Source organism: Candidatus Obscuribacterales bacterium (assembly GCA_019744775.1).
Taxonomy (GTDB): Bacteria; Cyanobacteriota; Vampirovibrionia; order Obscuribacterales; family Obscuribacteraceae; genus SBAT01.
In genome coordinates this window covers 200772-222995 of record JAIETZ010000013.1, presented here as the reverse complement: position 1 = coordinate 222995, position 22224 = coordinate 200772, and the positions used below count along the sequence as shown (strand labels likewise).

The 22224-nt window shown below is 46.0% G+C and carries 20 protein-coding genes and 1 rRNA gene; 9 read left to right on the top strand and 12 right to left on the bottom strand.

Annotated features, from left to right (window positions below):
• The 3 genes from K2Y22_17865 to K2Y22_17855 form a co-directional block, all read left to right on the top strand.
• A 16S ribosomal RNA gene (locus K2Y22_17865) occupies nt 1-413 on the top strand; the annotation flags it as partial.
• 277 nt (nt 414-690) lie between these two features.
• Nucleotides 691-1008: a hypothetical protein gene (locus tag K2Y22_17860; GenBank protein MBX9880329.1), complete on the top strand. Its 318-nt coding sequence runs from the start codon at nt 691-693 to the stop codon at nt 1006-1008.
• Nucleotides 1008-1589 carry a hypothetical protein gene (locus tag K2Y22_17855; protein ID MBX9880328.1) on the top strand — a complete coding sequence of 194 codons (582 nt, stop codon included), beginning with the start codon at nt 1008-1010 and terminating at the stop codon, nt 1587-1589. The genes K2Y22_17860 and K2Y22_17855 overlap by 1 nt, the downstream gene beginning before the upstream one ends.
• A 19-nt stretch (nt 1590-1608) precedes the next feature.
• Here K2Y22_17855 and K2Y22_17850 read toward each other — a convergent pair whose 3' ends face one another.
• Complete coding sequence (locus K2Y22_17850) at nt 1609-2058, bottom strand: GNAT family N-acetyltransferase (GenBank protein ID MBX9880327.1); 450 nt, start codon at nt 2056-2058, stop codon at nt 1609-1611.
• Between the two features lie 110 nt (nt 2059-2168).
• Between K2Y22_17850 and K2Y22_17845 the strand changes: the two genes are divergently transcribed.
• The gene (locus tag K2Y22_17845; GenBank protein MBX9880326.1) at nt 2169-3530 is read left to right on the top strand and encodes a tetratricopeptide repeat protein; all 1362 of its coding nucleotides are present in this window, start codon (nt 2169-2171) and stop codon (nt 3528-3530) included.
• A 21-nt stretch (nt 3531-3551) separates the two neighbouring features.
• Here the strand turns inward: K2Y22_17845 and K2Y22_17840 are convergent, their stop codons facing one another.
• The 6 genes from K2Y22_17840 to K2Y22_17815 form a co-directional block, all read right to left on the bottom strand.
• Nucleotides 3552-4025 (bottom strand): hypothetical protein, encoded by a 474-nt coding sequence (locus K2Y22_17840; protein MBX9880325.1) that lies wholly within the window; start codon nt 4023-4025, stop codon nt 3552-3554.
• An 11-nt stretch (nt 4026-4036) separates the two neighbouring features.
• The gene (locus K2Y22_17835) at nt 4037-4927 is read right to left on the bottom strand and encodes a hypothetical protein (protein MBX9880324.1); all 891 of its coding nucleotides are present in this window, start codon (nt 4925-4927) and stop codon (nt 4037-4039) included.
• Nucleotides 4917-6158, bottom strand: coding sequence for an acetamidase/formamidase family protein (locus K2Y22_17830; GenBank protein MBX9880323.1), 1242 nt, complete (start codon nt 6156-6158; stop codon nt 4917-4919). The genes K2Y22_17835 and K2Y22_17830 overlap by 11 nt, the downstream gene beginning before the upstream one ends.
• Before the next feature lie 98 nt (nt 6159-6256).
• Nucleotides 6257-7138, bottom strand: coding sequence for a hypothetical protein (locus K2Y22_17825; GenBank protein ID MBX9880322.1), 882 nt, complete (start codon nt 7136-7138; stop codon nt 6257-6259).
• 50 nt (nt 7139-7188) lie between these two features.
• Nucleotides 7189-8862: a hypothetical protein gene (locus tag K2Y22_17820; GenBank protein MBX9880321.1), complete on the bottom strand. Its 1674-nt coding sequence runs from the start codon at nt 8860-8862 to the stop codon at nt 7189-7191.
• A gap of 468 nt (nt 8863-9330) precedes the next feature.
• Nucleotides 9331-11478 carry a hypothetical protein gene (locus tag K2Y22_17815; GenBank protein ID MBX9880320.1) on the bottom strand — a complete coding sequence of 716 codons (2148 nt, stop codon included), beginning with the start codon at nt 11476-11478 and terminating at the stop codon, nt 9331-9333.
• Between the two features lie 147 nt (nt 11479-11625).
• Here K2Y22_17815 and K2Y22_17810 point away from each other — a divergent pair, with 147 nt between their 5' ends.
• The 3 genes from K2Y22_17810 (at nt 11626) to K2Y22_17800 (ending at nt 14698) form a co-directional block, all read left to right on the top strand.
• The gene (locus K2Y22_17810; GenBank protein ID MBX9880319.1) at nt 11626-12591 is read left to right on the top strand and encodes a tetratricopeptide repeat protein; all 966 of its coding nucleotides are present in this window, start codon (nt 11626-11628) and stop codon (nt 12589-12591) included.
• Between the two features lie 41 nt (nt 12592-12632).
• On the top strand, nt 12633-13757 hold the full coding sequence (locus K2Y22_17805) for a tetratricopeptide repeat protein (protein ID MBX9880318.1): 1125 nt from the start codon (nt 12633-12635) through the stop codon (nt 13755-13757).
• Between the two features lie 95 nt (nt 13758-13852).
• Complete coding sequence (locus K2Y22_17800; protein MBX9880317.1) at nt 13853-14698, top strand: radical SAM protein; 846 nt, start codon at nt 13853-13855, stop codon at nt 14696-14698.
• Here the strand turns inward: K2Y22_17800 and K2Y22_17795 are convergent.
• Complete coding sequence (locus K2Y22_17795) at nt 14695-16137, bottom strand: L-serine ammonia-lyase (GenBank protein ID MBX9880316.1); 1443 nt, start codon at nt 16135-16137, stop codon at nt 14695-14697. The two genes, K2Y22_17800 and K2Y22_17795, sit on opposite strands and share 4 nt — an antisense overlap.
• A 92-nt stretch (nt 16138-16229) precedes the next feature.
• Between K2Y22_17795 and asnS the strand changes: the two genes are divergently transcribed.
• Together asnS and K2Y22_17785 are read left to right on the top strand one after the other, a co-directional pair.
• Nucleotides 16230-17636, top strand: coding sequence for an asparagine--tRNA ligase (gene asnS / locus K2Y22_17790; protein MBX9880315.1), 1407 nt, complete (start codon nt 16230-16232; stop codon nt 17634-17636).
• Nucleotides 17637-17780: 144 nt separating this feature from the next.
• Nucleotides 17781-19004, top strand: a complete 1224-nt coding sequence (locus tag K2Y22_17785) for a 1-acyl-sn-glycerol-3-phosphate acyltransferase (GenBank protein MBX9880314.1) — start codon at nt 17781-17783, stop codon at nt 19002-19004.
• An 8-nt stretch (nt 19005-19012) separates the two neighbouring features.
• Here K2Y22_17785 and K2Y22_17780 read toward each other — a convergent pair whose 3' ends face one another.
• From K2Y22_17780 to K2Y22_17765, 4 genes are all read right to left on the bottom strand, one after another.
• Nucleotides 19013-19870 (bottom strand): aminotransferase class IV, encoded by an 858-nt coding sequence (locus tag K2Y22_17780; protein ID MBX9880313.1) that lies wholly within the window; start codon nt 19868-19870, stop codon nt 19013-19015.
• On the bottom strand, nt 19870-20310 hold the full coding sequence (locus K2Y22_17775; GenBank protein MBX9880312.1) for a thrombospondin type 3 repeat-containing protein: 441 nt from the start codon (nt 20308-20310) through the stop codon (nt 19870-19872). The genes K2Y22_17780 and K2Y22_17775 overlap by 1 nt, the downstream gene beginning before the upstream one ends.
• Before the next feature lie 122 nt (nt 20311-20432).
• Nucleotides 20433-21515 (bottom strand): cytochrome bc complex cytochrome b subunit, encoded by a 1083-nt coding sequence (locus K2Y22_17770; protein MBX9880311.1) that lies wholly within the window; start codon nt 21513-21515, stop codon nt 20433-20435.
• Nucleotides 21515-22126 (bottom strand): Rieske (2Fe-2S) protein, encoded by a 612-nt coding sequence (locus K2Y22_17765; protein MBX9880310.1) that lies wholly within the window; start codon nt 22124-22126, stop codon nt 21515-21517. The genes K2Y22_17770 and K2Y22_17765 overlap by 1 nt, the downstream gene beginning before the upstream one ends.
• Nucleotides 22127-22224: the final 98 nt, after the last annotated feature.

Sequence of the window (22224 nt, the reverse complement as noted above, 5' to 3'; positions counted from 1 at the left end):
ATCAGGTAATGCTGAGCACTCTAGCGAGACTGCCGGTGACAAACCGGAGGAAGGTGGGGACGACGTCAAGTCATCATGCCCTTTATGCCCTGGGCTACACACGTGTTACAATGGCTGGGACAATGCGATGCAAAGCCGCGAGGTGGAGCGAATCGCCAAACCCAGTCTCAGTTCGGATCGTAGGCTGCAACTCGCCTGCGTGAAGTCGGAATCGCTAGTAAACGCCAATCAGCACGTGGCGTTGAATACGTTCCCGGGCCTTGTACACACCGCCCGTCACGTCATGGAAGTTGGTCACGCCCGAAGTCGGTGCGCTAACCGTAAGGAAGCAGCCGCCTAAGGCAGGGCCGATGACTGGGACGAAGTCGTAACAAGGTAGCCGTACCGGAAGGTGCGGCTGGATCACCTCCTTTCTAGGGAGATAGCAGATATGCCCCATTGGTGTGGGGTTGAACTCTGCCATCGTGACACTCACGTGTCGCATTTCTCTAGGTCGATGTCAATGAAGCTAACCAAAGGTAGATAAAGCTCAAAAGACCTGGTTAGTCGAGACGATAGGCGCTCTTAATGGCTGTTCAGTTATCAGGGTTCAAACCTGAATAAGAACAAAAAAGATGGAAGGCGAAAGCCTTCTTTTTTGTTTGCCACATTTTGTGGAAGGCGTAGAATTAGGGTGTATTGGAGAAACCAATGGTTCAACCCAAGAAAAAACCGAGCCTTGAGCAAGTACTGAAACTTGTTGACCAACTCTCACCAGAGGATCTCATTGATCTTCGCCACGAGCTGGACACAAAAGTTACCAGCCCGACTTGGTCAAACGTCGATTTGCATTTACCCTCCGAAAGAGCAGCTTTCTTCAAGCAGGAAGAAGCCCAGGCAGGAAAGCGGGTAAAGAAAGCTTTTGAAGACCTACAAAAGCAAGGTATCGTGGACAAGAACGGTACCTTACTTAAATGCGGACTGCCTGCAGACATGGAACCAGGCTCCGACCGTGACGTTGGCGGCTAATGCAGCCGAGAATGGTGATTGTGGCTGGTCCGCCGGGAAGCGGGAAATCCACTGCGTTCCCGGTTAAGAGCTTTGGGTTGGACTATTTCAATGCAGATGATCGCGCCGCCGAACTAAACGGCGGATCGTATCAAGGCATTACTCTTGCTGTGCGTAAACGCGTCGGCAAAGAATTCGAAGACTTTGTCATTGAGCAGATTAAGAGGCAAAAAAGTTTTGCTATTGAGACTACACTCCGCAGCGACGTCACTTTCAATCAAGCGAAACTCGCAAGGGAAGCAGGATTCCAAATCGAGATGCTTTATGTCTGCGGCGGCAGTTTTGATAATTGCCTTAAGCGTGTCATTGCGAGGGGCTTTGCAGGAGGACATTCAGCTCCAGTCAATCAACTCAGACTAATTTACGAGTCCAGCCTGAAAAATTTGCCTCTAGCGATTAGCGAAATGGATGGACTTAGGGTTTACGACAACAGCCGCCCTGGTCAGAGTCCTAAGCTTGTCCTTGAGGTGGTGAACGTCCAGACCAAATTTATAGCCGAGACAAAACCAAATTGGTTGGCAAGCTCACTTAAACTCCCCTGAAGGCGAAAGCCTTCTTTTTTTATTTGTATTGAAACGTTTTGCGCTTTTCAGGCCAATCGTTTTGATCATTGAAGTAGTCTACCTGTGGTAGACCTTTGAGCTTTTCTCTAGCCTCATTTTGAGGCACCTCAGTGAATCCAAATTTCTCAAAGAACTCCGGAGCAGTGCTGGTAATTGCATAGATATTAGTGCATTTTTTCTCTAGAGCTTCTTTAATCGCCTTCTGCAGTAGGTCTTTTGCAATACCTTTGCCTCGCATTTCCCCGCGAACAACTAAGCTCTTAATCAGAGCAAGACTATCAACGTATTCGTTTCCTACCATAGCGACCAGCGTTTCACCGTCGTAGTACACCCAATACTCAGAGTTCTTCGACAGGATGATTTGGTTTTGCATCTTAGACTCAGACAACAATTCCGCCATCGCTTTAGAGTCGGAAAAAATAGCTGAACGAATTGCAATCATACGCATAGCTTAACATGCTAGACATAACTCCGTTATCAGACGTCTATTGTGCCTCACCACTTGGACAGGCGGGTATACTTTCGATTAGGCTTCCTTTAAAAGTATTGGTGACTGGTATGTCTAAATCGGCTTGCGGTGTAGTGCGGTATTTTACAATAGCTTTCGCGCTACTTACTGTGTGTCAACTGAGCGCGGTATCAACCCCTTTTGACGATGCACTCAAACAAGGACAAGACCTTTTTGACCAGGAAGATTTTAAGGGCGCGATTGTTGCCCTGGACAAGGCAATTGAGCTAAATCCGAAAAGTGCGGATGCCTATGCATCTAGAGCGGACGCAAAATTTCACGCCGGTCAGGACTCGTTTGAAGATGCTAACAAAGCAATCAGTCTTGATCAGAACAATGAATATGGCTATTCCTGTCGAGCAGACGCCTATGAACAAAAAGGAGATCATCAAAAAGCAATTGATGACTTTAGCCAAGCCGTTATATTGAATCCGGAGTATGACTATGTATTTCGCGCCCGCGGTGCAATTTATAGTGATCTTGGACAGTACGAGAAGGCAATTGACGACTACACCAACGATATTGAATTGCGTCCATCGGATGCCTACACGTATCTCGCTCGCGCTCATGCATATGCCAAGATCGGGCAGGGTGACAAAGCAACCAACGATGGAATTAAGGCCATCTTCTATCTATTGTGGCAATCATTGGTAGCTTCTGGTCCTTTCGGCATGATTATTGTCGGAGCTTTGTTTCTGTTTGTCGTCTTTGTCATAGTTATGCTTATTTCGAGAGATTCAGCGAAAGCAAGCTGGCGAGACTTTGGTAATTACCTGCCTGTTGTTTGGCTTTCTCTGAGCGAATCTAAAGGCATGACATTTTGGTTACTTGGTTGCACATGCTTAGCGACAGTTTTCCCGCGCGCTTCATTTATTGCAATTGCAGCCATTTATCCGGCAATTTTCTTGTCCGCCAAAATCCTTCAAAATAGTCTCAGAAACAAAGACGTTCAGAGCGAATTTGTAGACAAAATACAATTACCCGTTGGCACGATTTTTTTGATTAACCTAATTTACGGCTGGGTTGCCATAATACTAATGGTATTTTTAGTTGTTCCAGGTATTTGGTGGATGGCTCGTTATTCCCTTGCCGTCGTAGCCGCAGTTGCAGAAGGTAAAGGTCCATTAGCCAGCCTTTCGACAAGTAGCTCACTTACAAAGGGACACGTTTGGCAAGTTCTGCACTATATGCACGCCCCTATTTTTCTATTTTTCTTTTCCTCTGTTTTTTCTTTGATAGTTCTAATTGCTGTTTCTGTGTTGAGCTTGAACTACAATCAATTCGTCCCGATGATGCCGAGAATTCTATTCAACCTGATAAACATGATAATTCAGTTCGGAACACTGCCAATGCTGGTGCATCAGTATTTGTCTCTCAACGGCAATAGATTGCCTGCTGCAGAAAATAGATAAATAACTGAAACGAATGCAGTGCTACTTCTTAGCTGGAGGCGATACGCGTTCAATGGTGCCATCTTGATAGGTAATGATGACACCGCCGGGATTATATGGATCACGACCTACAGCCATAATTCGTCCGTGATTAGGAGGATTTGGTGCCGGTGGAAGCGGCTCAGGCTCCGGGACTGGTGGCAAGGATAGATTCGGCATTGGCGGTATGGTTTTAGCCCATGGCGGCGGTATTTCCAGACCTGTTTCAAGGTCAACGTACTTCAGTCCATTTAAAATAACCGGCGTTATCATGCCCAATTTACCGCCACTAAACGGTACTGATTTTGGTGGTGCCTGCACTGAAGCCTGAAAGTTATAATCTCCCGGTTGTTTTGCTTGCATTTGCAATACAACGTTCGGCTGATCATCAGGCGGTGGAGTGCTGGGCGGCGCCATGTCATTAGCATACGCCGGGCAGATAAAACACAAACTAAGAGCTATAAAAGCTATTTTCATTTTCTAATTACTCACTTCGACAGCGGAATTACTTGATAGTCACCACCGGCAACGCTAATTACTTCAGGCGACAAATTGCGAAATATCAAATTGGCACTTGTACCCGGCTTCATTCCTTCAACCGAAATTTTAATTTGTCCGCGGTCTCCGACCTTCAGTAACTTATCAGCAGAAATTTTTGGTTTCATGACGGAGACTTGTGATTCGGCAACCTGATTTGTTTCCGGCAGATAGAGTTTCATCAATACTGGTCCTTGCGGTAAGTCATTAGGAGCAGCAAAAAACTGATCACGAGGACTGCCAGCTATTGCAGGACAGTTCTCGCCGTTCATAGTGCAAGCACCATTGCCAGGCGATCCATCAGTGTTTGCTCCACAGCGAAAAAAGCGCTTTGGCGTTGCCACTTGTGGCATCTTTGCCTGACTGTTGCCTAAGTCGCTCTTGGGTTTATTGGGAAGACAATTTAGACGGTATGTAGTCATGCTTCTGTCGTCAGGATCATAGAGACTAGCCTGTATCTCTGCACAATCTTTTGGTATATGCAAAACCTTTGGTTGGCAACCAGGCGCCATCACTATGGCGGTGCCATGCTCAGGTTTTAGTTCTACCAAGAGCTTCTTCAGCGCATTGAAATTAACTCGTCGATCCTGCTCAGATTTACCTGAGGGAGCCAACGTAACAGTGCCCCAAATATTGTCATCCGGCGCAATTTCAGCCGGCAGTGTGGCTATTACATTACCGTTGACAGTTGCGTATGTAATACGTTCAAGCCCACTTTCAACTTGACTGGAAATTACAACTTTTTTCGTATCGCGACTCGGAGCCACTTGCGACAAGGCTGGTTCCAATTGCCAAAGCAACAGTATCAGCACGGCTGCAAGTTGTACATCTCTATTTGGCATTAGCGAAATCCTTCTTCCTGATATGGGCGTGGACTCCTTTAGTCTCGTCAACAACTTGAGTTATTTCAAAGTCAGTAGCCGCGCTTAAATAGGCCATTGCTGTTGCCGGATCCATACCTAACTTATCGACCAGAAATTTTATTGCGGCTCTTACAGTCTTTTTCATTGCTTCATCAAGATCGGCATCCAGTCCAATAGGCATCCAATACTCAGGGGTTTCTGCAAATGGTTCTGTAAATAAACCTTTGCCTGGAATTGCCGGATCACCTTCCTTGAGAAGTGTCAGTCTAATTTCAGCGCGAAGCGATGCTTCCAAAGCAGTTAGAGCAACTTCGCCATCACCTTGCGCAAAGTGCGGATCGCCTATGAAAAATTTCGCTCCAGGCACCTGTATTGGGACATAGAGAGTCGATCCAGGCGTCAAATCTTTCAAATCCAGGTTGCCACCAAATGAGGATGGCGGTATAGAATTTAGCTTTGCTGATGTGTTAGCAGCTACACCCATTGTCCCTATGAATGGGTGAATAGGAAATGTTATTTCCTTACCGGCTGCGTTGTGGAAAACGCCATACCATTCTCCATTGATTTTCTTAATCGGCACAAACTTAAAAACATTACCGTATAACTCCGGATGCTCTGCGCTGGCACCTGGCTCTGGTCCATTATTTTGTGGGAACTCGCCCGGTAGAGCGCCTTTTCCATGTCTATTTCCGACAATGCCATACGGCACTCGTGGCGTCAGTGAGACAATATCTATTTTCAGAACATCACCAGGCTGAGCGCCTTCTACGGCCACAGGTCCCTGAATAATGTGCGGTCCGTCCTTTGTTATGTCGTGCACTAACTTGGATGCACATATTTCCTTTGCATCGTTGAGTACGTCATTTTCTTGAACACCAAATTTGCCAAAGAATTTAACAGGATCACGACCTTGATCCTCGACCATTCCTTCCGATGACAAAGTGTCAAACGTTATCAGACTGCCGGAAGGTACGGTTAGTATTGGTCTTGAATCCTTATTCGGCAGATAGCCCCAGCGAATGGTTCCTAAGACCGCAGGTACATAATAGGAACCATCCACCAATGTGCCAGCCTTCAATCGCAACCGCTGCAGGATAGTACTGGGCTCGGCAAACAAGGCGCTGGCCGTTTGCTCGTCAGCAAATGACGGATTAATTGAAAATAGCCCTAAACCCAAGCTTAAGGCAAGCGATAAAATTTGCTTCGGCATTTTTAGTCTCCTTTGTACCTATGCTTGGTTCTACCCAGCATTCGGTGGAGAGACTGTGCTTTAACAAATTGAGTTGAAAACCTTTACAGAGCGACTTGTTAATCAAGCGCCTCTAATAATTCCGCTAAACCGGTATTTAAAAGATCAATCATGGCGCGTAAATCAAACATCATTGATAGTCGGTTATTAATTAGCTTGATCGATTCGCACCACTGATGGTGATGAGGTCCAAGCACAGATACTTTCTCAATATTTTTGGGCTTCTTGATGTTGATGGAAAGATTTCTGCCATGCTTCCAATATTCGAGCAATTGCTGCCTGCGCGTTAGACCACTAGTTGAATCAGGCGCAACTGAATTCAAATAAGTCCACAAGAATGGAGGCAGTTGTTCGTAACTTGGAGCATTGAGTCCCAACGTTTGACCTAATAAGTTTGGCTCTGCGCGTGTATGTCTAATGCCGCCTCGGCGTTCCAAAAATGCCAGAGCCGCCAATCCACCGACCATTAAGCCGGAGACTATATTCAATTGATTACTTGCCAGAATTCGGTGCTTATTTTCAGTTTGCGCCAAGGGACCATCAATAATCATCGATAGAATGCCCAACTGATAAAAGTTGAGATTGTTTGTCTGCGCCACGATGAAGTCGCGTTCGTTTGAAAGCCTATCGACGGCTTGCCGTTCAATGGTAATTTCTTTGTCGAAATGCGCAGACACTGTGCGCAATTCAAGTCCAATCGTCATCACTTTTCTAATTAGTGATGTCTGCAACTGAAGAGCTTCTCTATCGAAGACGTCTAGTTTGCCATTGCGCTTCAATTCCAAATATCTATGTATTTGCGCATCAAGTCCCAACAATTTGGCGACTTCCTCTGCATTTGGAGAAATCTGTGTACCGGTTGCAGATTGAGCATCAGCTATTAGTCGAGTTGATTCATCTACATTCGCAGCCAAGACAGGAGTGGGTATAGCGAGAAACATTCCAAACCCTACTGCAAACAACTTCTGATATAGATTGCCTATATTCATGTTTAGCTTGGCTGCTCCGTTGTTTTCAGGAGATCCAACACTTCAACATGGAATAATTCCAACTCTTTTTTCAAGGAATGCAGAAGTTTGATTCGATTAGTAACCAGTTTGATGGTGTCAAATTTATGCGACGGCATATTGGCTAATGCTTCGCGATTCTTTTGTTTGCTAATTTTGACAGAGCTAACTTTGCGCTCAGCCCATAGCTTATTCAATAACTCGCTTCTTGTTTTTCCTTCTGTTGAGCCTGGAGGAATGTCGTTTAAGAAGTGCGAGACAAAAGGAGAAAAACGATAGTTTTCGGCAGGGTTAAGATCCATTACTTGCGCCAGTCCAGTTGGACCAGTCTCTACTCTCCTCCAGAATCCATGATTAGTCAAAGTTGCCAAAGTTGTCATGGCAGTGCCTATGCCACCAGATATCACGAACATAGTGTCGCCTGTTATAGAGTTTTTCGACAGATATGATTTACCGGCAATAATTCCTAGAATGCCTGACTGAATAAAGTTGGCATCATATATAAGTTGCAGCGCCTTAGCCCTGCTTTGCAATAGCTGGGCAAGCACAATGTGGTAGTTGTAGTTCAATTCTTCGTCGACTCTGTCGGCCGCCACTTGTACTTCAAGCGCCCCTTCTAGAGCCGATTCGACGATTTGTAGTTCTAATTCATCGCGTCTAACGTTTTGAGTGTTGGCTTGACGCAAATGCTTAAGCTCTTCGACTGAAGATTGCAGATTCAAGAGTGCGGTCACTTCGTCATAGCCACTGCTAAATTGCTGACCGCGCTTGCGAGAGGAAAGCAATAGATCCGGATTATCAACGGCTGGATTACGCACCATTTTTAGCAAAGATAACAAATTACGATCAAAATCTTGCACGAAAGTGTGCAATGACCACAGCAACAATATTCTGGTGTTGAGATATCCGAGGCTGGCTCTCTTTTTGTCGGCTATGCCAAACAACTTTTCTCTATTAGTTGTATCAATGTGATAGTGCTTTTTCCACATTGCAAATAATTCGTCTCGACGAGACTGACTGTCACCCGGCTCAGGGTAATCCATGAATTTCGTAACCAAAGGCGGCATGCCCGAAGTATCTACAGGGCGTCCGTCAACGACGTTGTCCAAAACTTTTGGAGGTTGAACATGACTTGCTTTTGCATACTTGCCATGGATTCTCGACAATGTGGCAATGGTTGTACCAAGCGAACCGCTAGTAGTTGTAAAAACTGCCGAAGTCACAAAATACTTGTGAATTCGCATGAATGGTTCCAAGGTATAGAACGTAGATAACTCAGAGAATACGGCAAGGTTAAAGAGAGAGTTGATGAAAGCCTGACGCCTCTCCTCCCTTCTCGCTATATCGTATGTATATGCGAGTTCCAGATCTACCTTATTACAGGCTTCTCTGACTTCCAAAACACCGCGCAGAATTTTTCTTACAATGATGCTCTTCATTAGGAGCAATTGCTCAAGCTCATCATCGGAAAGATGTTCACGCTCACGCATTGAAAGCAAGCGATCAACATGCGAACGAACACCAAGTATGTCGGCCGCCTGCAGTGCTTCGTCTTTATTAAATCCTGCCGGGCCGTTAGCTCTGTACGCAAAACATGGTGGCGAAGCAACAGCAAAACATAGAAACGCCGAGACAATTCTGTTTCGCAATGACACCATTTCAATCCGCCCCAACCAGTCAGGCAAATTGTGGCACACTGGATCGAATTAGTAAAATTCAATGTTCACATTTTTGCATATACGCTTCATGCCCCTGCGTAATCAGCATTCTGCTTTTCATGCAGACCTAAAACAGATTCGCTCTTCCCGCGAGTGCGCATATCGATACACCGGCCATGATATATACAAAGGATTTATCTAAATCGTAAAGGTTCGTCCTGCGGTCCGTCTTGTCCACGACGAAGGCCTGGTCCATCACCACAAATTGCGGACCCCACGGATATTGCACAAAAGATCCGTATTGTGAGATTCGGGAGCATTCCATTCACCACACACGCGTCACCATACACGCGCCCACACAAAAGAGCTCACCGTCAAAGTCAGTTTTTCAGCAGAGCTGCCAGTGCACGGGAAGTGATAAAGCAGTTAGAGGCTACCGACGAATAAAGCAAGCATCAAGATGCTGTGCTACTGATCTTGCTCGACCACTTTATCCCGAATGATCAAAACTGCATGCTTGTAGTTGGCTTCATGGTCATCTTTCGACTGGCGACCACCACCAAGCCAACCGTAAAAGACATGTCCATATTTGTCATTGCCCACCACTTTTGAAGAAGTCCAAAAAGACAATTTCGAAATCTCTCCAGTTAACTTCTGGGAGTTCTCATTGTTGTAATAGAAAGAATCAACTTTGCCATCCGGATTTACACATTCGACTTTGTAAAAACCATCTGGGACTTTACCGTTCAATTTTTTCTCTAAGTAATCTACTTCCAAAATCCCAATGGGATTTATGTACTCGGCATATTCTCGAGCAGTCGGTAAATGTCCACCCTGTTGTTTGCAGAGCTTGATTGCTTCATCTTGAGTAACGGACACAACCTTGCCGACATCGTCTCTGATAATGTTACTGTCGTCGTAAAGATCAGTCATATACTTCTCCGGCACTGGACTTTTTTCCATGTAGCTCAACTCATCACAACTACCGCGAAATTCTTCCATTGTCAGCGTGAATTTACCATCGCGCACACCGTCTTTTGCAAAATCCTTCTTATCAACAGGCTCCAAATAATGATTTGGGTCCAACATCTCAATCGTTTTGGCGTCCCTGTCGTAACCGAGAATTGCGTAATTATGATTGCCATGCAGCCCTTCGACCGTCGGCTTGTCCATACCAGCACCCATAGGTAACTTCTTATCTATCGATTGCTGTAATAGCTTCTCTAAATTCTCTGGTTTTTCTACATGTGGACTAGTCGTTGTTGTAAATTTATCGGTGAGCATTTGCATCATTTCGCGCTGAACACCGCCATCTGCATAGTCCTGCAAAGTTTGATCTTCTGTTCTGCGCGTATGTTTATCCGACCACTTGTCTCGATTAATAGCCATCGCCGACTCCAGCACACCAGCCCACAGTCCACCACCGGCGGCTCCTGAATAGAGGAGTTGTTCAACGTCGGTTGGTCTGCTTACTGCAATTGCCTGCTTAGTCCAGCCCTTCTGAGGAAAATAAACATTCCAAGGCGTAGTGTCACCAGGTCGTATCATGTCCTTAATTAGTTTCGGCGTTGTTTGCGCCAGTGCCATTAAGCTTGATTGCCAGTAACAATCACCGGAATCACCTTGCAGAACATACTTCGGTTTGATGCTCGCGCTCGGACCATATTCATACAACTTATCAGTTATGAAAGATGCTTTGTTCTGATACAAGATCCAACTGTTGAACACCGTATCGACATCGTCATGAACCTTAGACACTTTCCCTGTATAAGCCGGTCTAAAATCAGAAAAAGCTTGAGCAAGACTTTCTATATCGCCCTGGGAAATAGCAGGCTTGGCTAAAGCCTTCTTCAACTCAAATGGATTGCTGAATCTTTTGACTTCTTGAATTTTTTTGACTTTCTCCAAAGTATCGAGATCATAGTCATTTTCCAGAAGAGCCTTTTGCACTTCCGGCGAATTCAGCTTACCGTCCTTATTATCGTCAACCGTCTCTCTATCTTTCTGTTTGCCAAATCCGCTTATGATGTCAAATCGTCGCTTTAGTGTTGCTACAAAAATGGCATCCAATCCAGTAAATGATGGATCAGCAACTGCCTTAACCAATTCGCTTAAGCGAATTTCTTTGTCTGAATCACGATCGATGCTTGGCAAATTCTTTTTCCAGAGGTCCATGAGAAGTTGCCCGTCGTTAGGCAGACAAGCACCAGTAACCTCTCTTGCAGCAAAAATTGTTTTGAGTTCGCCGTTAGCCGTGCGATATCGCACATATGCCTGGTTATCCATCATTGACGGTTGATGCACGACTACTCGTGCATCAATTCTTTCGCCATGATCATTCTGCCAAAGTCCCTCGTCAGGCAAGTGTTTCAATTTGGAATTGTCTGCAAAAATCACTTCAGAGACAAGGGGTGCACCATATCTGTATTTCACTTTATGGTCGTTGTTTTGATCATAAACAACCGTCGTTCGCTGCCCGTCTTTTCCTTCAAGTCCACTTACCAGCCCGTCACGAAAATACACTCGGGTGTCAGCAAGCTCTTCCGAGAGCTTCTCTTTTGCCGCTGCCGATTGCGGGTCAATTTCTGGGTTAGATTCTTTGCCGGTCTTATCCATTAATCATCCAGTCCATTTACTAAGTGAAAGGATAATTAGACTGGCTAATAATGTCAGCCGTAATATCCCTAATGGACACGGCTTGCAACTGTTAAGCATTGCAATAATTCCGGTTTGACGGCATTCCGGGTCGGGTACGTAGCAAGCATGGCTGAAGAGCAATGGTATTACCTCGAAGAAGGTCAACAAAAGGGGCCCGTCTCCGAGAGGTCGCTTTTGGAGATGGTCACCAAGAAAATATTGCCGGCGGGCGCTAAAGTATGGTGTCCCACCGCCACTCAGGGCTGGGAGCCGCTCAATACAATCGCCCGTTTTCGCAAGCAGCTCCAATTTGCTTCACTCTTACCGGGCGATAGCGGTGGTAAAAGGCGCGCTTATGCTATGGACGAAGTAAAGTCCGACGGCAACAGAGGCATTTGGTCTGACAAAGACAACAGTGGTCCCATGACCACGCAAAAGCGCGGATTTAACTTTGTCGGCTTAGGTCTGCTTGTTGTCCTTGCAGGCGCTTTTGGTCTGGCTATTATGTTCAGATCTGAAGTTGAAGCCAAATTCCCGACAGTGTTTGCCAAGCTCTACATGCAAACAGCAGAGTTGAAATGCAAAAATAACGACAATGACGGCGCATTGAATGAGTTCAAACAGGTAATAAAACTTGATCCGACTTTGTCTCAAGCTTACTTTCATAGAGGCGCTACGGAGATCAAAATGCGCAACACGCGCGATGCATGGCCGGACTTTCAACAAGCAATCAAATTGGATCCAAAATACGTGCCGGGCTTTCTTGGAATTGCGTACATAGAAGCTGATACCGGCAATTACAAAGCGGCCCTCAATGATTTGAATAAGGCATTAGAGATTAACGACAAGTGTGCTGATGCATATTTCGCACGAGGGCTCATGCGGGAAAAACTAGGCAGTCGTGCCGGCGCAATTGTTGATTTGCAAACAGCTGCTAAATTGTTTGATCAAGAGAAGTCCGGACCAAAGGCCGAAAAGGCTAATAAGGACGTCCAACTCCTTCAGGAGGCGGACAAGGATACCAGCAAGCCTGCTCCGCAATTAAACTGGCTGGAGCCTAATGAATGTCTGGCTCATGATCTGAAATCTTAAATAGGCTAAGATTGTCCGGTCGTTGGCAATGGACAACTCTTATGAACTCAAAGATAAGTCGTCTGGCATCCTGTTTTTTGAGCCTGCAGGTGCTTCTAGCCCCTGGTGCACTGGCTTCAACCACTGGACTAGGGCTCACAGCGAAATACCAAGCCTACGAAGACCACAGACACGCCGGAATTGAATATTTGGCAGAAGGGCGTTACGGGCAAGCCGAAACAAGTATGTTGGCTACTCTTAAGGAAGCCGAAGCGTTCGGAACAAAAGACATTCGCCTTTCACAAAGCCTGAAGGCACTTGCAGACTTCTACAAATTGAGAAATCAGCCTGCTAAAGCAGAGCCTTATTATGAGCGCGCGATACGCACACAAGAAGCTTCACTTGGCGCTGATAGTTCAGAAGTAATTGCCAGTGTGGTATCACTAATTCAATTTCGAATTACACAAAATGAAATTGCCAAAGCCGATAGACTAACTGAAAAGCTAATTGGTTTTGCCTCAAAGAAAGTTGCCGAAGCTCCTAAAGCATTGGCGAATCCGGACAGCAGAATAAAGGCTGCCACACTGACTAAATTTGTCGACCTGGCAACTGCATGCGACACAATTGGTAGCATTTACCGCCTCCGCGGAAATAAAACACTAGCCGAACCGCTCTTGCAATATTCGCTGGCAATCCGCGAGAAGACTCTAACACCAGGACATCTTGCGCTCGCTCGTGCCTATGGAAATATGGGTTTCATTTATTTGAATCAGCATAAGAATCAAGAAGCAACCGTGCTTTTCAAAAAAGCGTTGGAGACAAGCAAGAAGACGCTCGGTGAAAACAATCCGCTGCTATTCAGCAAAATGGATGATTTAGGTCATTGTTATATTCACACCGGTCAGTATGCCGAAGCTGAGCAGCTGTACAAGCAAATCCTATCTAAAGGCTGGAATACTGCATCATGCTATCTGGCACTTGGACAAACATATACAAAAGAAGGTCAGTACGCAGCAGCCGAGCAAGCCTTTAAAACGGCAATTTCGATAACGCAAAAATCAAACGGCAAAGATACCTGCATGATTTCTCCAATACTGGAAGAGTATTCCGTGCTGCTTAAGAAGACGCAGCGCTATCAGGAAGCAGAGACTCAGCTGGCTCGCTCCAAGTCGCTAAAGAGTCTCTAAATAGAGAGATCCGGCAGTAAGAACAAGGGCTTGTCAAAATTGGCTTGTTGTTTTACCATACATATATATGGTTTCCCAATTCGAGCCGACCGCCTATGCGGAATGTCCAAGAGATAATAGCCAAATCCATTCTGACGCCACAGAAGGTCGGCTCGCTAGAAGGAGTTTTTGACTACTCCCTAAATCCATACGCAGGATGCGCTTTTGCCTGCTCTTACTGCTACGTGCCAAAGTTTCCCAATGCCAGGCACGAGGTTAAAGAATGGGGGAATTGGCTGGAAGTCAAAACAAACGCACCTGATTTAATTGCCAAAGATCGGTTAAAGGTCTTTGGCAGTCGCATCTTTTTTAGTTCGGCAACTGATCCTTATCAGTATTTGGAACTCAAATATCGGCTAACAAGAAAATGCTTAATGGAATTACTTAAGTATCAGCCGGCAAAATTGACTCTTCACACTCGCAGTCATTTGATTCTCCAAGACATTGACCTACTCAAGGAGTTTGGTAACAGACTAAATGTCGGATTTAGTTTCACAACAGACAACGATGAAATCAGAAAACTCTTTGAACCAAAAGCCCCTAGTATTCAACGCCGCCTTCAAACTATTGAGAAACTAAAGGAAAACGGTATCCGCGTTTATGCGTCGCTGGCACCGCTGCTACCTTGCGATCCCGACAAGCTTGTACAAATGCTCAAGCCTCATGTTGTGGGTGCATGGGTAGATCAGATGAATTGGCCGGAAATAAATCGATCTCCTGAACTGAAAGAGAAATTTCCTGACTTCTTTTCTTTTAAAAATTACGATAAAACAATAAGTCTTCTTCGAAAAGAATTCGCTCGTCCTCGCAATCGAAATTCGCATCGAACTCTAGCAAATTCAACTAAACCACACGCAGTGCCATCAGATAAACCCGAACAGCTGCAGCTATTTAGCGCTTAACCCAAGGCAAGTCCACCGGTTGCTGTTTCTTTGTATTTTTGATTCATATCAAGACCGGTCTGCTTCATCACTTCCAGCGCCCTATCCAGCGAGATAAGATGCGTACCATCGGAAGCCAGGGCAAGCGATGCAGCATTCAATGCCTTCACAGCACCCATGGCATTGCGTTCAATGCATGGTACTTGCACTAGCCCCTTAATCGGATCGCAAGTCATTCCCAAATGATGTTCGATACCAATCTCTGCCGCCATTTCCATCTGACCTGCATTGCCGCCGAGCATCATAGTGGCACCAGCTGCGGCCATTGCGCATGAAGTGCCGACTTCACCCTGGCAGCCAACTTCTGCACCACTAATAGAAGCGTGAGTTTTCACAAGAGCGCCGATAACCGATGCGCTGATTAACCCATTTTGCATCACTTCGCGTGAAAGATTTTCTGTCTCTTTAAGTGTACGCCATACTGCTGGTATCAATCCCGAAGAGCCATTGGTCGGAGCTGTCACAACACGTCCGCCTGCTGCATTTTCCTCGTTGACAGCCATCGCAAAAACGGATGGTCTTAAATCATTTCCTGCCCAACCGGGAACAGCACCTGTCATAATTTGTTCGTAAAGCTTTTTTGCACGACGTTGAACGTTTAAACCACCGGGCAATATTCCATCCGTGTGCAATCCGCGCTCTATACAAGCTTCCATTGTGTCGAGAATTTCGTCAAGTTTTGAACGAAGCATCTTTTCATCAAGACCACGTGACTCTTCATTAGCAACAACAACTTGCCACGGTTGCAATTTGTTTTTCGTGCACTGTTCAACAAATTGCTGAGCTGAATTATAAGGATAAGCAACTTGAATTTGCGCGTCACGATCAGCTGGAGCCGAGCGCATGCCTGTAGCCGGATTAACGGATTCAACAAAGCCACCACCGACTGAAAGTATTACCCTTTCAGCAAGTTTCTTGTCGCCATCATAGAGACGAAATCGAATAGTGTTGGGATGCGGCAACGGTTGCCCGTCCATAAACCAACCCTGCCAAATAATGTCTTTGTCCGGCTGAAATGCAACTGCCAAATTGTCCAGATGCAGTACCGGTTCCTTTTGCAGATTCGGCATTGCCGCCCAAATATCATCCACATCAGCACAGCGCGGACTTAAACCACATAGCCCGGCACAGACAGCGCCATCTGTTGCGTGCCCCTGTCCGGTGGCCGACAACGAGCCGAATAGCTCGACCTGCAGCCTTAAACCCGCCTTATCTTGACCTGCCAAGTCCTTGATGATGCCTTCGCGGAAAGCAATGGCAGCAACCATTGGTCCAACCGTGTGCGAGCTGGACGGACCAACACCGATTTTGAACATGTCGAGAGGACTAATATGATCTGCGCGTAAGGGATTCATCAGTTCGTAAGTATTGCCGAAAGCCACAGCCCATGCTGTGCTCATCTATCGTAAGAATCTTACTACTAATAGGCTGGATCTGGTATAAACAGAAGACTAAGACCGGGAGGGCATTCACAGGAATGGCTTTGGGGAAAATGGCATTGGAAAGAACAACGGTTGCTCAGGCTCTTGAGCCGGCTAGCATAGGCAGGAAAGTACGCATTTGTGGTTGGGTTAGAACAAGGCGCGATTCAAAGGCTGGGTTTTCATTCTTGGAACTCAACGACGGATCGACAATAAAGAACGTCCAGGTGCTGGTCGAAAACAAGTTGTCCAACTATGAATCGGAAGTATTGAAGCTGGGAATCGGCAGCAGCGTTGAAATCATTGGATCTATTGTGGAATCACCAGCCAAAGGTCAAGCGACAGAAGTAAAAAGCGAGTCAGTAAAAGTATTTGGTTACGCAGACCCAGCAACATACCCGTTGCAAAAGAAAGGAACATCCATGGAGTTCCTGCGCACAATTGCGCACCTGCGTCCACGAACAAACACATTCGGTGCAGTTGCTCGCGTGCGCAACGAAATCTGCCGTTCGATTCACAATTTCTTTCAATCTCGTGGATTCATGTATATCCACACGCCAATCATTACTGCCAGCGACTGCGAAGGCGCCGGACAAATGTTCCGCGTCACAACGCTGGATTTAAACAATATTCCCTATCAAAACGGCGACAGCAAAGCTATTGATTTTGAGCAAGACTTCTTCGGCAGACCAACCAACCTTACTGTGTCTGGTCAGTTAGAAGCAGAAATCTATGCTCTGGCACTAAGCAATGTTTATACATTCGGTCCAACTTTTAGAGCAGAAAATTCCAACACTTCTCGTCACTTGGCTGAATTCTGGATGGTTGAGCCGGAAATGGCTTTCTGCGATCTCGAAGGTGACATGGATTGTGCTGAATCATTTTTGAAAACAATTTTCAACGATGTTTTGACCAATTGCCCAACAGACATGGAATTCTTCAATGAGCGCATCGACAATACTGTTATCGAAACTCTCAAAGGAATCGTCAATAGTGATTTCGCCAGAATAACCTACACCGAAGCTGTGGACATTTTGAAAAGCTGTGGCGAGTCATTTGAATTCCCAGTCTCCTGGGGATGTGACTTGCAATCAGAACACGAGCGCTATTTAACCGAGAAGAAATTCAAGAAGCCTGTCATCGTCACTGATTACCCAGCCGGGATCAAAGCCTTCTACATGAAGTTAAGCGACGACAAGACGACAGTCCGCGCAATGGATGTGCTTGTGCCTAAAGTCGGTGAAATTATCGGCGGCAGCCAAAGAGAAGATCGCCTGGAAATTCTTGAAGAGCGCATGAGGGCTCAAGGCTTAAACCCGGAAGAATACTGGTGGTACCTAGACCTGCGCCGCTTCGGCAGCGTCCCGCATGCCGGCTTCGGCTTGGGTCTTGAGCGCACAGTGCAATTCTGCACCGGCATGACCAACATCCGCGACGTAATCCCCTTCCCCCGCGCCCCTAAAACTGCCGACTTCTAGTAACCGATAAAGGTCTGTCTTTGCGTACAGGCGCATTGCAAGCGCCCGTCATTTTTATCATCTCTCCATGCGCCCTGCATGGCGCATGGAGAGATCCCACACCGGGTAAATAGTTCATGTTGACCAACATGTAACTCGTAACCCATGTCCACCGGCAGACAACCCAAAGACAACCCCTTCGTGCTTTCATTTCTGAAAGCAATTTGGCCTGTCTCCATACAATTAAAATTCGGTCCCGTAACGATAAAAGTCATCGACGACGGAATAGGCCGCCTCAAAGCCTTAGACACTAAACGCGTCATCCTCTGCCCAAACCACCCATCACTTCTCGATGCCGATGTCGTTTTCGGTTTATCCAAAATCCTCAACGAGGAATTCAACTACCTCGCAGCTCATGTTCTTTTCTACGGACACAAAGGCATGAATGCCTTCTTCCTCCAGCACATGGGCTGCTATCCAGTCAAAAGAGGCGTACCGGACTTCCACGCTTTCCGCACAACAATAAATGTACTCCTACGCGGCAAAAGAAAGCTTGTAATCTTTCCTGAAGGCGAAGTCTCGCACGACAGCGATTCGCTTATGACTCTTGAACCAGGCGCTGCACAAATCGCACTCTCCGCACTGGATGACCTGCAAGAAATAAAGCCAGGTTCGACAATCTACGTAGTACCTCTAGCGATCAAATATTTCTATCGCCGCGACATTACCAATGCCCTTTCAAGAAGCTTGCAAAAACTGGAAGTAGAGTTTGGATTCTATGGCATCAAAGAAGACTTTCCATCACGTATCCGCAATGCTGCAGAGGCTTTGCTTGGTCGATTAGAGATCCGTTACGATTGTATTCCCAAAAGAAAAATGTCCCTAGCCGAACGCATTCAGAATTTACGCATTGCAATTCTGCAGGGACTAGCGCAGAGACTTGGGGTAACGCTGCCAGATGCAATACCTCATCTCGACTGGGTGCACTTTCTACAGAAAGCTCTCACAGATTACGCGAGCGGCAAACTACAACTGCCTGACGCAACTCCCATTACCAAGCACGAATTCATAACAAGCGCCAACAAGGACATCGCACACGTCTTGAATTTCGTCAGCCTTGATCGCAACCTACCCGATGCACACTCATCACAAGAAGATCTCGCCGAAGCGATAGAAATCCTAGAAAGAGAAGTCTTCGGCCACGCTTACAACAAGGGCCCGCGCCTGGTTCTACTTAAAGTCGGCGACCCAATTAACTTGATGAACTATTTAGACGAATACAAGAAGAACAAAAAGTCCGCAATTCAAAAAGTCCGCGACCAAATGTCCACTCAGCTGGCAAACATGATCCAAGACATCAAGCAACGCTACACACGAAATTTCGAGTAGCGCCCGTGCTACTTGTTCAACCAGTTCTGCACCGAGTCCTTAAACGCCTGTTGCAACTTCCGCGTTACTGGTCCCGGCTTGCCATCACCAATTACCAAATCATCAACTTTGATAATCGGCACTATCTCTTCCGGCGTCCCCGTCAAAAACATTTCATCGACGTCTTTCAGCTCTTCTTTTTTTACGCGTGTTTCATTCAAGCCGATATTTGCCGCAGCGGACAACTCCAAAATCTGTTGCTTTGTAATTCCGGGCAGAACCCTAGAGCTGGACGGCGATACAAGAATCTTGCCGTCTTTCACCGCAAAAATGCTCGTATGACTTCCTTCAGTAACATAGCCATCTGAGCCAATTTGAACTACTTCGATACAGCCATTTTCATGTGCCACTTGCGCAGCCATACAGTTAGCCATGAGACTTGTGACCTTCAAATCATTACGCTGCCAGCGGTAATCATGATAGCTAATCACATTGACTCCAGACTCACGCATCTGCTTACAAGGATCATCAAACTGTTCCACGTAGATCAACTGGTTCGGCTCACTCTTCTCAGGGTAGTGATGTGTGCGCTTAGCCACGCCTCTAGTTACTTGAATATAGACAAGTGCCTCGGCGATTCCACTATTCTTGACAGTTTGCTCAATACGAGTTTTCAGAACATCGATATTGACGCCGGCTATACGCAATGCTTTTAAACCTGTTTCCAATCTTCCGATATGCCTGTCGTACATCCAGAGCTTGCCGTCGTAGAGACGAATCACTTCATAGACAGCATCTCCAAACAAAAATGCGCGATCTAGAACGGACACCCTCACCTCGTCCAAAGGCATTTCTTGCCCATTCCAGTTGGCTAACGTCGTTGCCATTACTTGGTCTCCTTAGCTTTTATAAAACCTGTCAATCCAAATATGATCAAACCAATTGCTACGGCCACAAACAGCAATTCAAATTTGTAACGAGATAAATTGATTAGAAATAGTCGTTTCGGTTCTCCATTGAATTTATCCAATGGGTCAGTGCCATCAAGGAACTCTTGTGCATCGCTTATGCCATCTCCGTCAAGATCGCTTTTATCTCCAAGCGATTTTGCCAGCAATTCAGGCGCACCAATGGCATCACTAACCGTTTCCATACCCAACGTTTTTATTATGTGATTACCGAATCTATTCATGATTGGACTGTCAACTTCTACGCCCGGCTTAGCTGCGTCACGCGCTGCATCCACTTTCGCCAATTCGTCAGCGGTCAGACTTAGTAATTGACCATAACCCGAACCTGACGGTCCTTGCGCATTGACATGACACATAGCGCAATTGACAGTTCTCCCAGAATGCTTTTCCGAAAATCTTTGAAAAGCCGGATAAGCAAATGCGGGCGCACTGTTAAACGACAGAAGCAAAAGAACAAAGACGATACTGGCGTGACGCTTCAACTTTGCCCACCTCTTAAATAGCTGTAAATGCTTTGTCCAAAAACTGTGATTGCAATCAAATAACCGGCTGCCATAAGAGCCAAGGCCGTCAACAATTTGCGGCTTGTCTTAGAAAATATCCACGGCGTCAATAACAGAATTAGACAGACAAAGGACAAAAGAAGCATGACCAACCAGAAAGGCAAAAGCTCAAGCGGATAATAGATGAAGTAAAAGTACCATTCCGGCTTGATGCCCTCAGGCGTTGCGCCAAATGGATCATACGGCTGCAAAAGGGGGAAGGCAATGAATGAATCAAATGGCAAGCAAAGTGAGAAAGTATAGAGTATGAAAAAGGCAAAAGACCAAAGTCGTAAATCGCGACAGAGGAATAAAGGAAAGAATTTCTCTGACTTACTAGACGAGTCATCCACGCCATGACTCATTCCGTGGACCTGTACCGACAGCAAGTGAATTCCCAATACAACAAGCAGCAATGTCGGCAAAATGACCACATGCAGTGCAAAGAAGCGGCTAAGGGTTGCCTGACCGATTGTCTCACCTCCCTGCAACAACTGTTTCATCAATTGAGGGACTTCCGCCAAGAAAGTCGGCAACAGAGCACCTGCCTGATCTAAAGACTGTAAAAGCACTTTTGTTGCATTAACTGATAATTGGTTCCACGGCAGCAAATAGCCAGTAAAGCCAAAAGCAAACGTGACGAACAACAACAAAACACCAGCCACCCATGTTATCTCGCGAGGTGACGCAAACGCCTTCATAGAAAATGTTGTAAGCAAATGGACAAGAGTAAAAAATATCATCAGTGAAGACGACCAGACATGCATATTGCGGATTAGCGCTCCACCATGCACGTTATCGATAATTGTTTTCACTGAAACAAACGCATCGCTGACAGTCGCCTGATAATTTAGGAGTAAGAGTAACCCCGTAATTATCTGGATAGTGAGAAAGAACAGTACAAGGCCGCCAGTGTAGTAACCCCACGTCATCTTATGAATGGGCACGTACTTTTCATTAACGAGCCAATTGAAATTGAGCTTTTCAGAAGGAAATCGTGAGCTAATAAAATGCAGCATTAGCCTTCCTTCTTGTCCTTAAGCAAAAAGACACTCAGGTTATCCGAGTTGCTTAAATCGCGGAGCCCTTCAATTTGCCCATCGGCAATTTTCTTTGCCACCACATCACCATTTTGATCTCTGACAATCCAGCTTAGATGCGGCAACGGCTTTTTAGCCGGTGATCCCGGGCTTGGTTGCCCAGTTACTATGTCAAAGTAAGAAATATGACACGGGCAAAGAACACGACCCTGATCGTCGACTTGCGATCCAACCGTGCAGCCCAAATGAGTACATTTGGCTGAAAGCAAAATAGGCAAGTTGTCCTTGTCGATAAAAGCCAGCGCCTGTTGCATTTGATAATCGGTAAAATACCTTCCCTTGGCAGCATCTAAATCCGACAAGCGTCCTATTAAGATTTCGCCCTGCGTTTGCCGCTGCAGCTCAAGTTTGCCTAATTCAGCATCTTGACTCAGCAGGCGCAGCCGTTCGGCTTGTAGTGTCCAGTCGGTTTTGGACTTGCCAAAGATGAAGCGAAAAATTGTTACAGCCGAGGCACTGGCTAGAAGAACCAAGCCGGCGGCAGCTGCCAGAAAGTGGCGCCTGTCGTTTCCTTTTGTCGAGTCGTTCATTCCGGTCCCCTAAAGACGTTAAAAGTCACTTGTCAGGTGCGTCAAAATCCGAGTTAACCTAAAGGAAAGGTGGTATTTTTCAAGTAGTATCCCGCTTA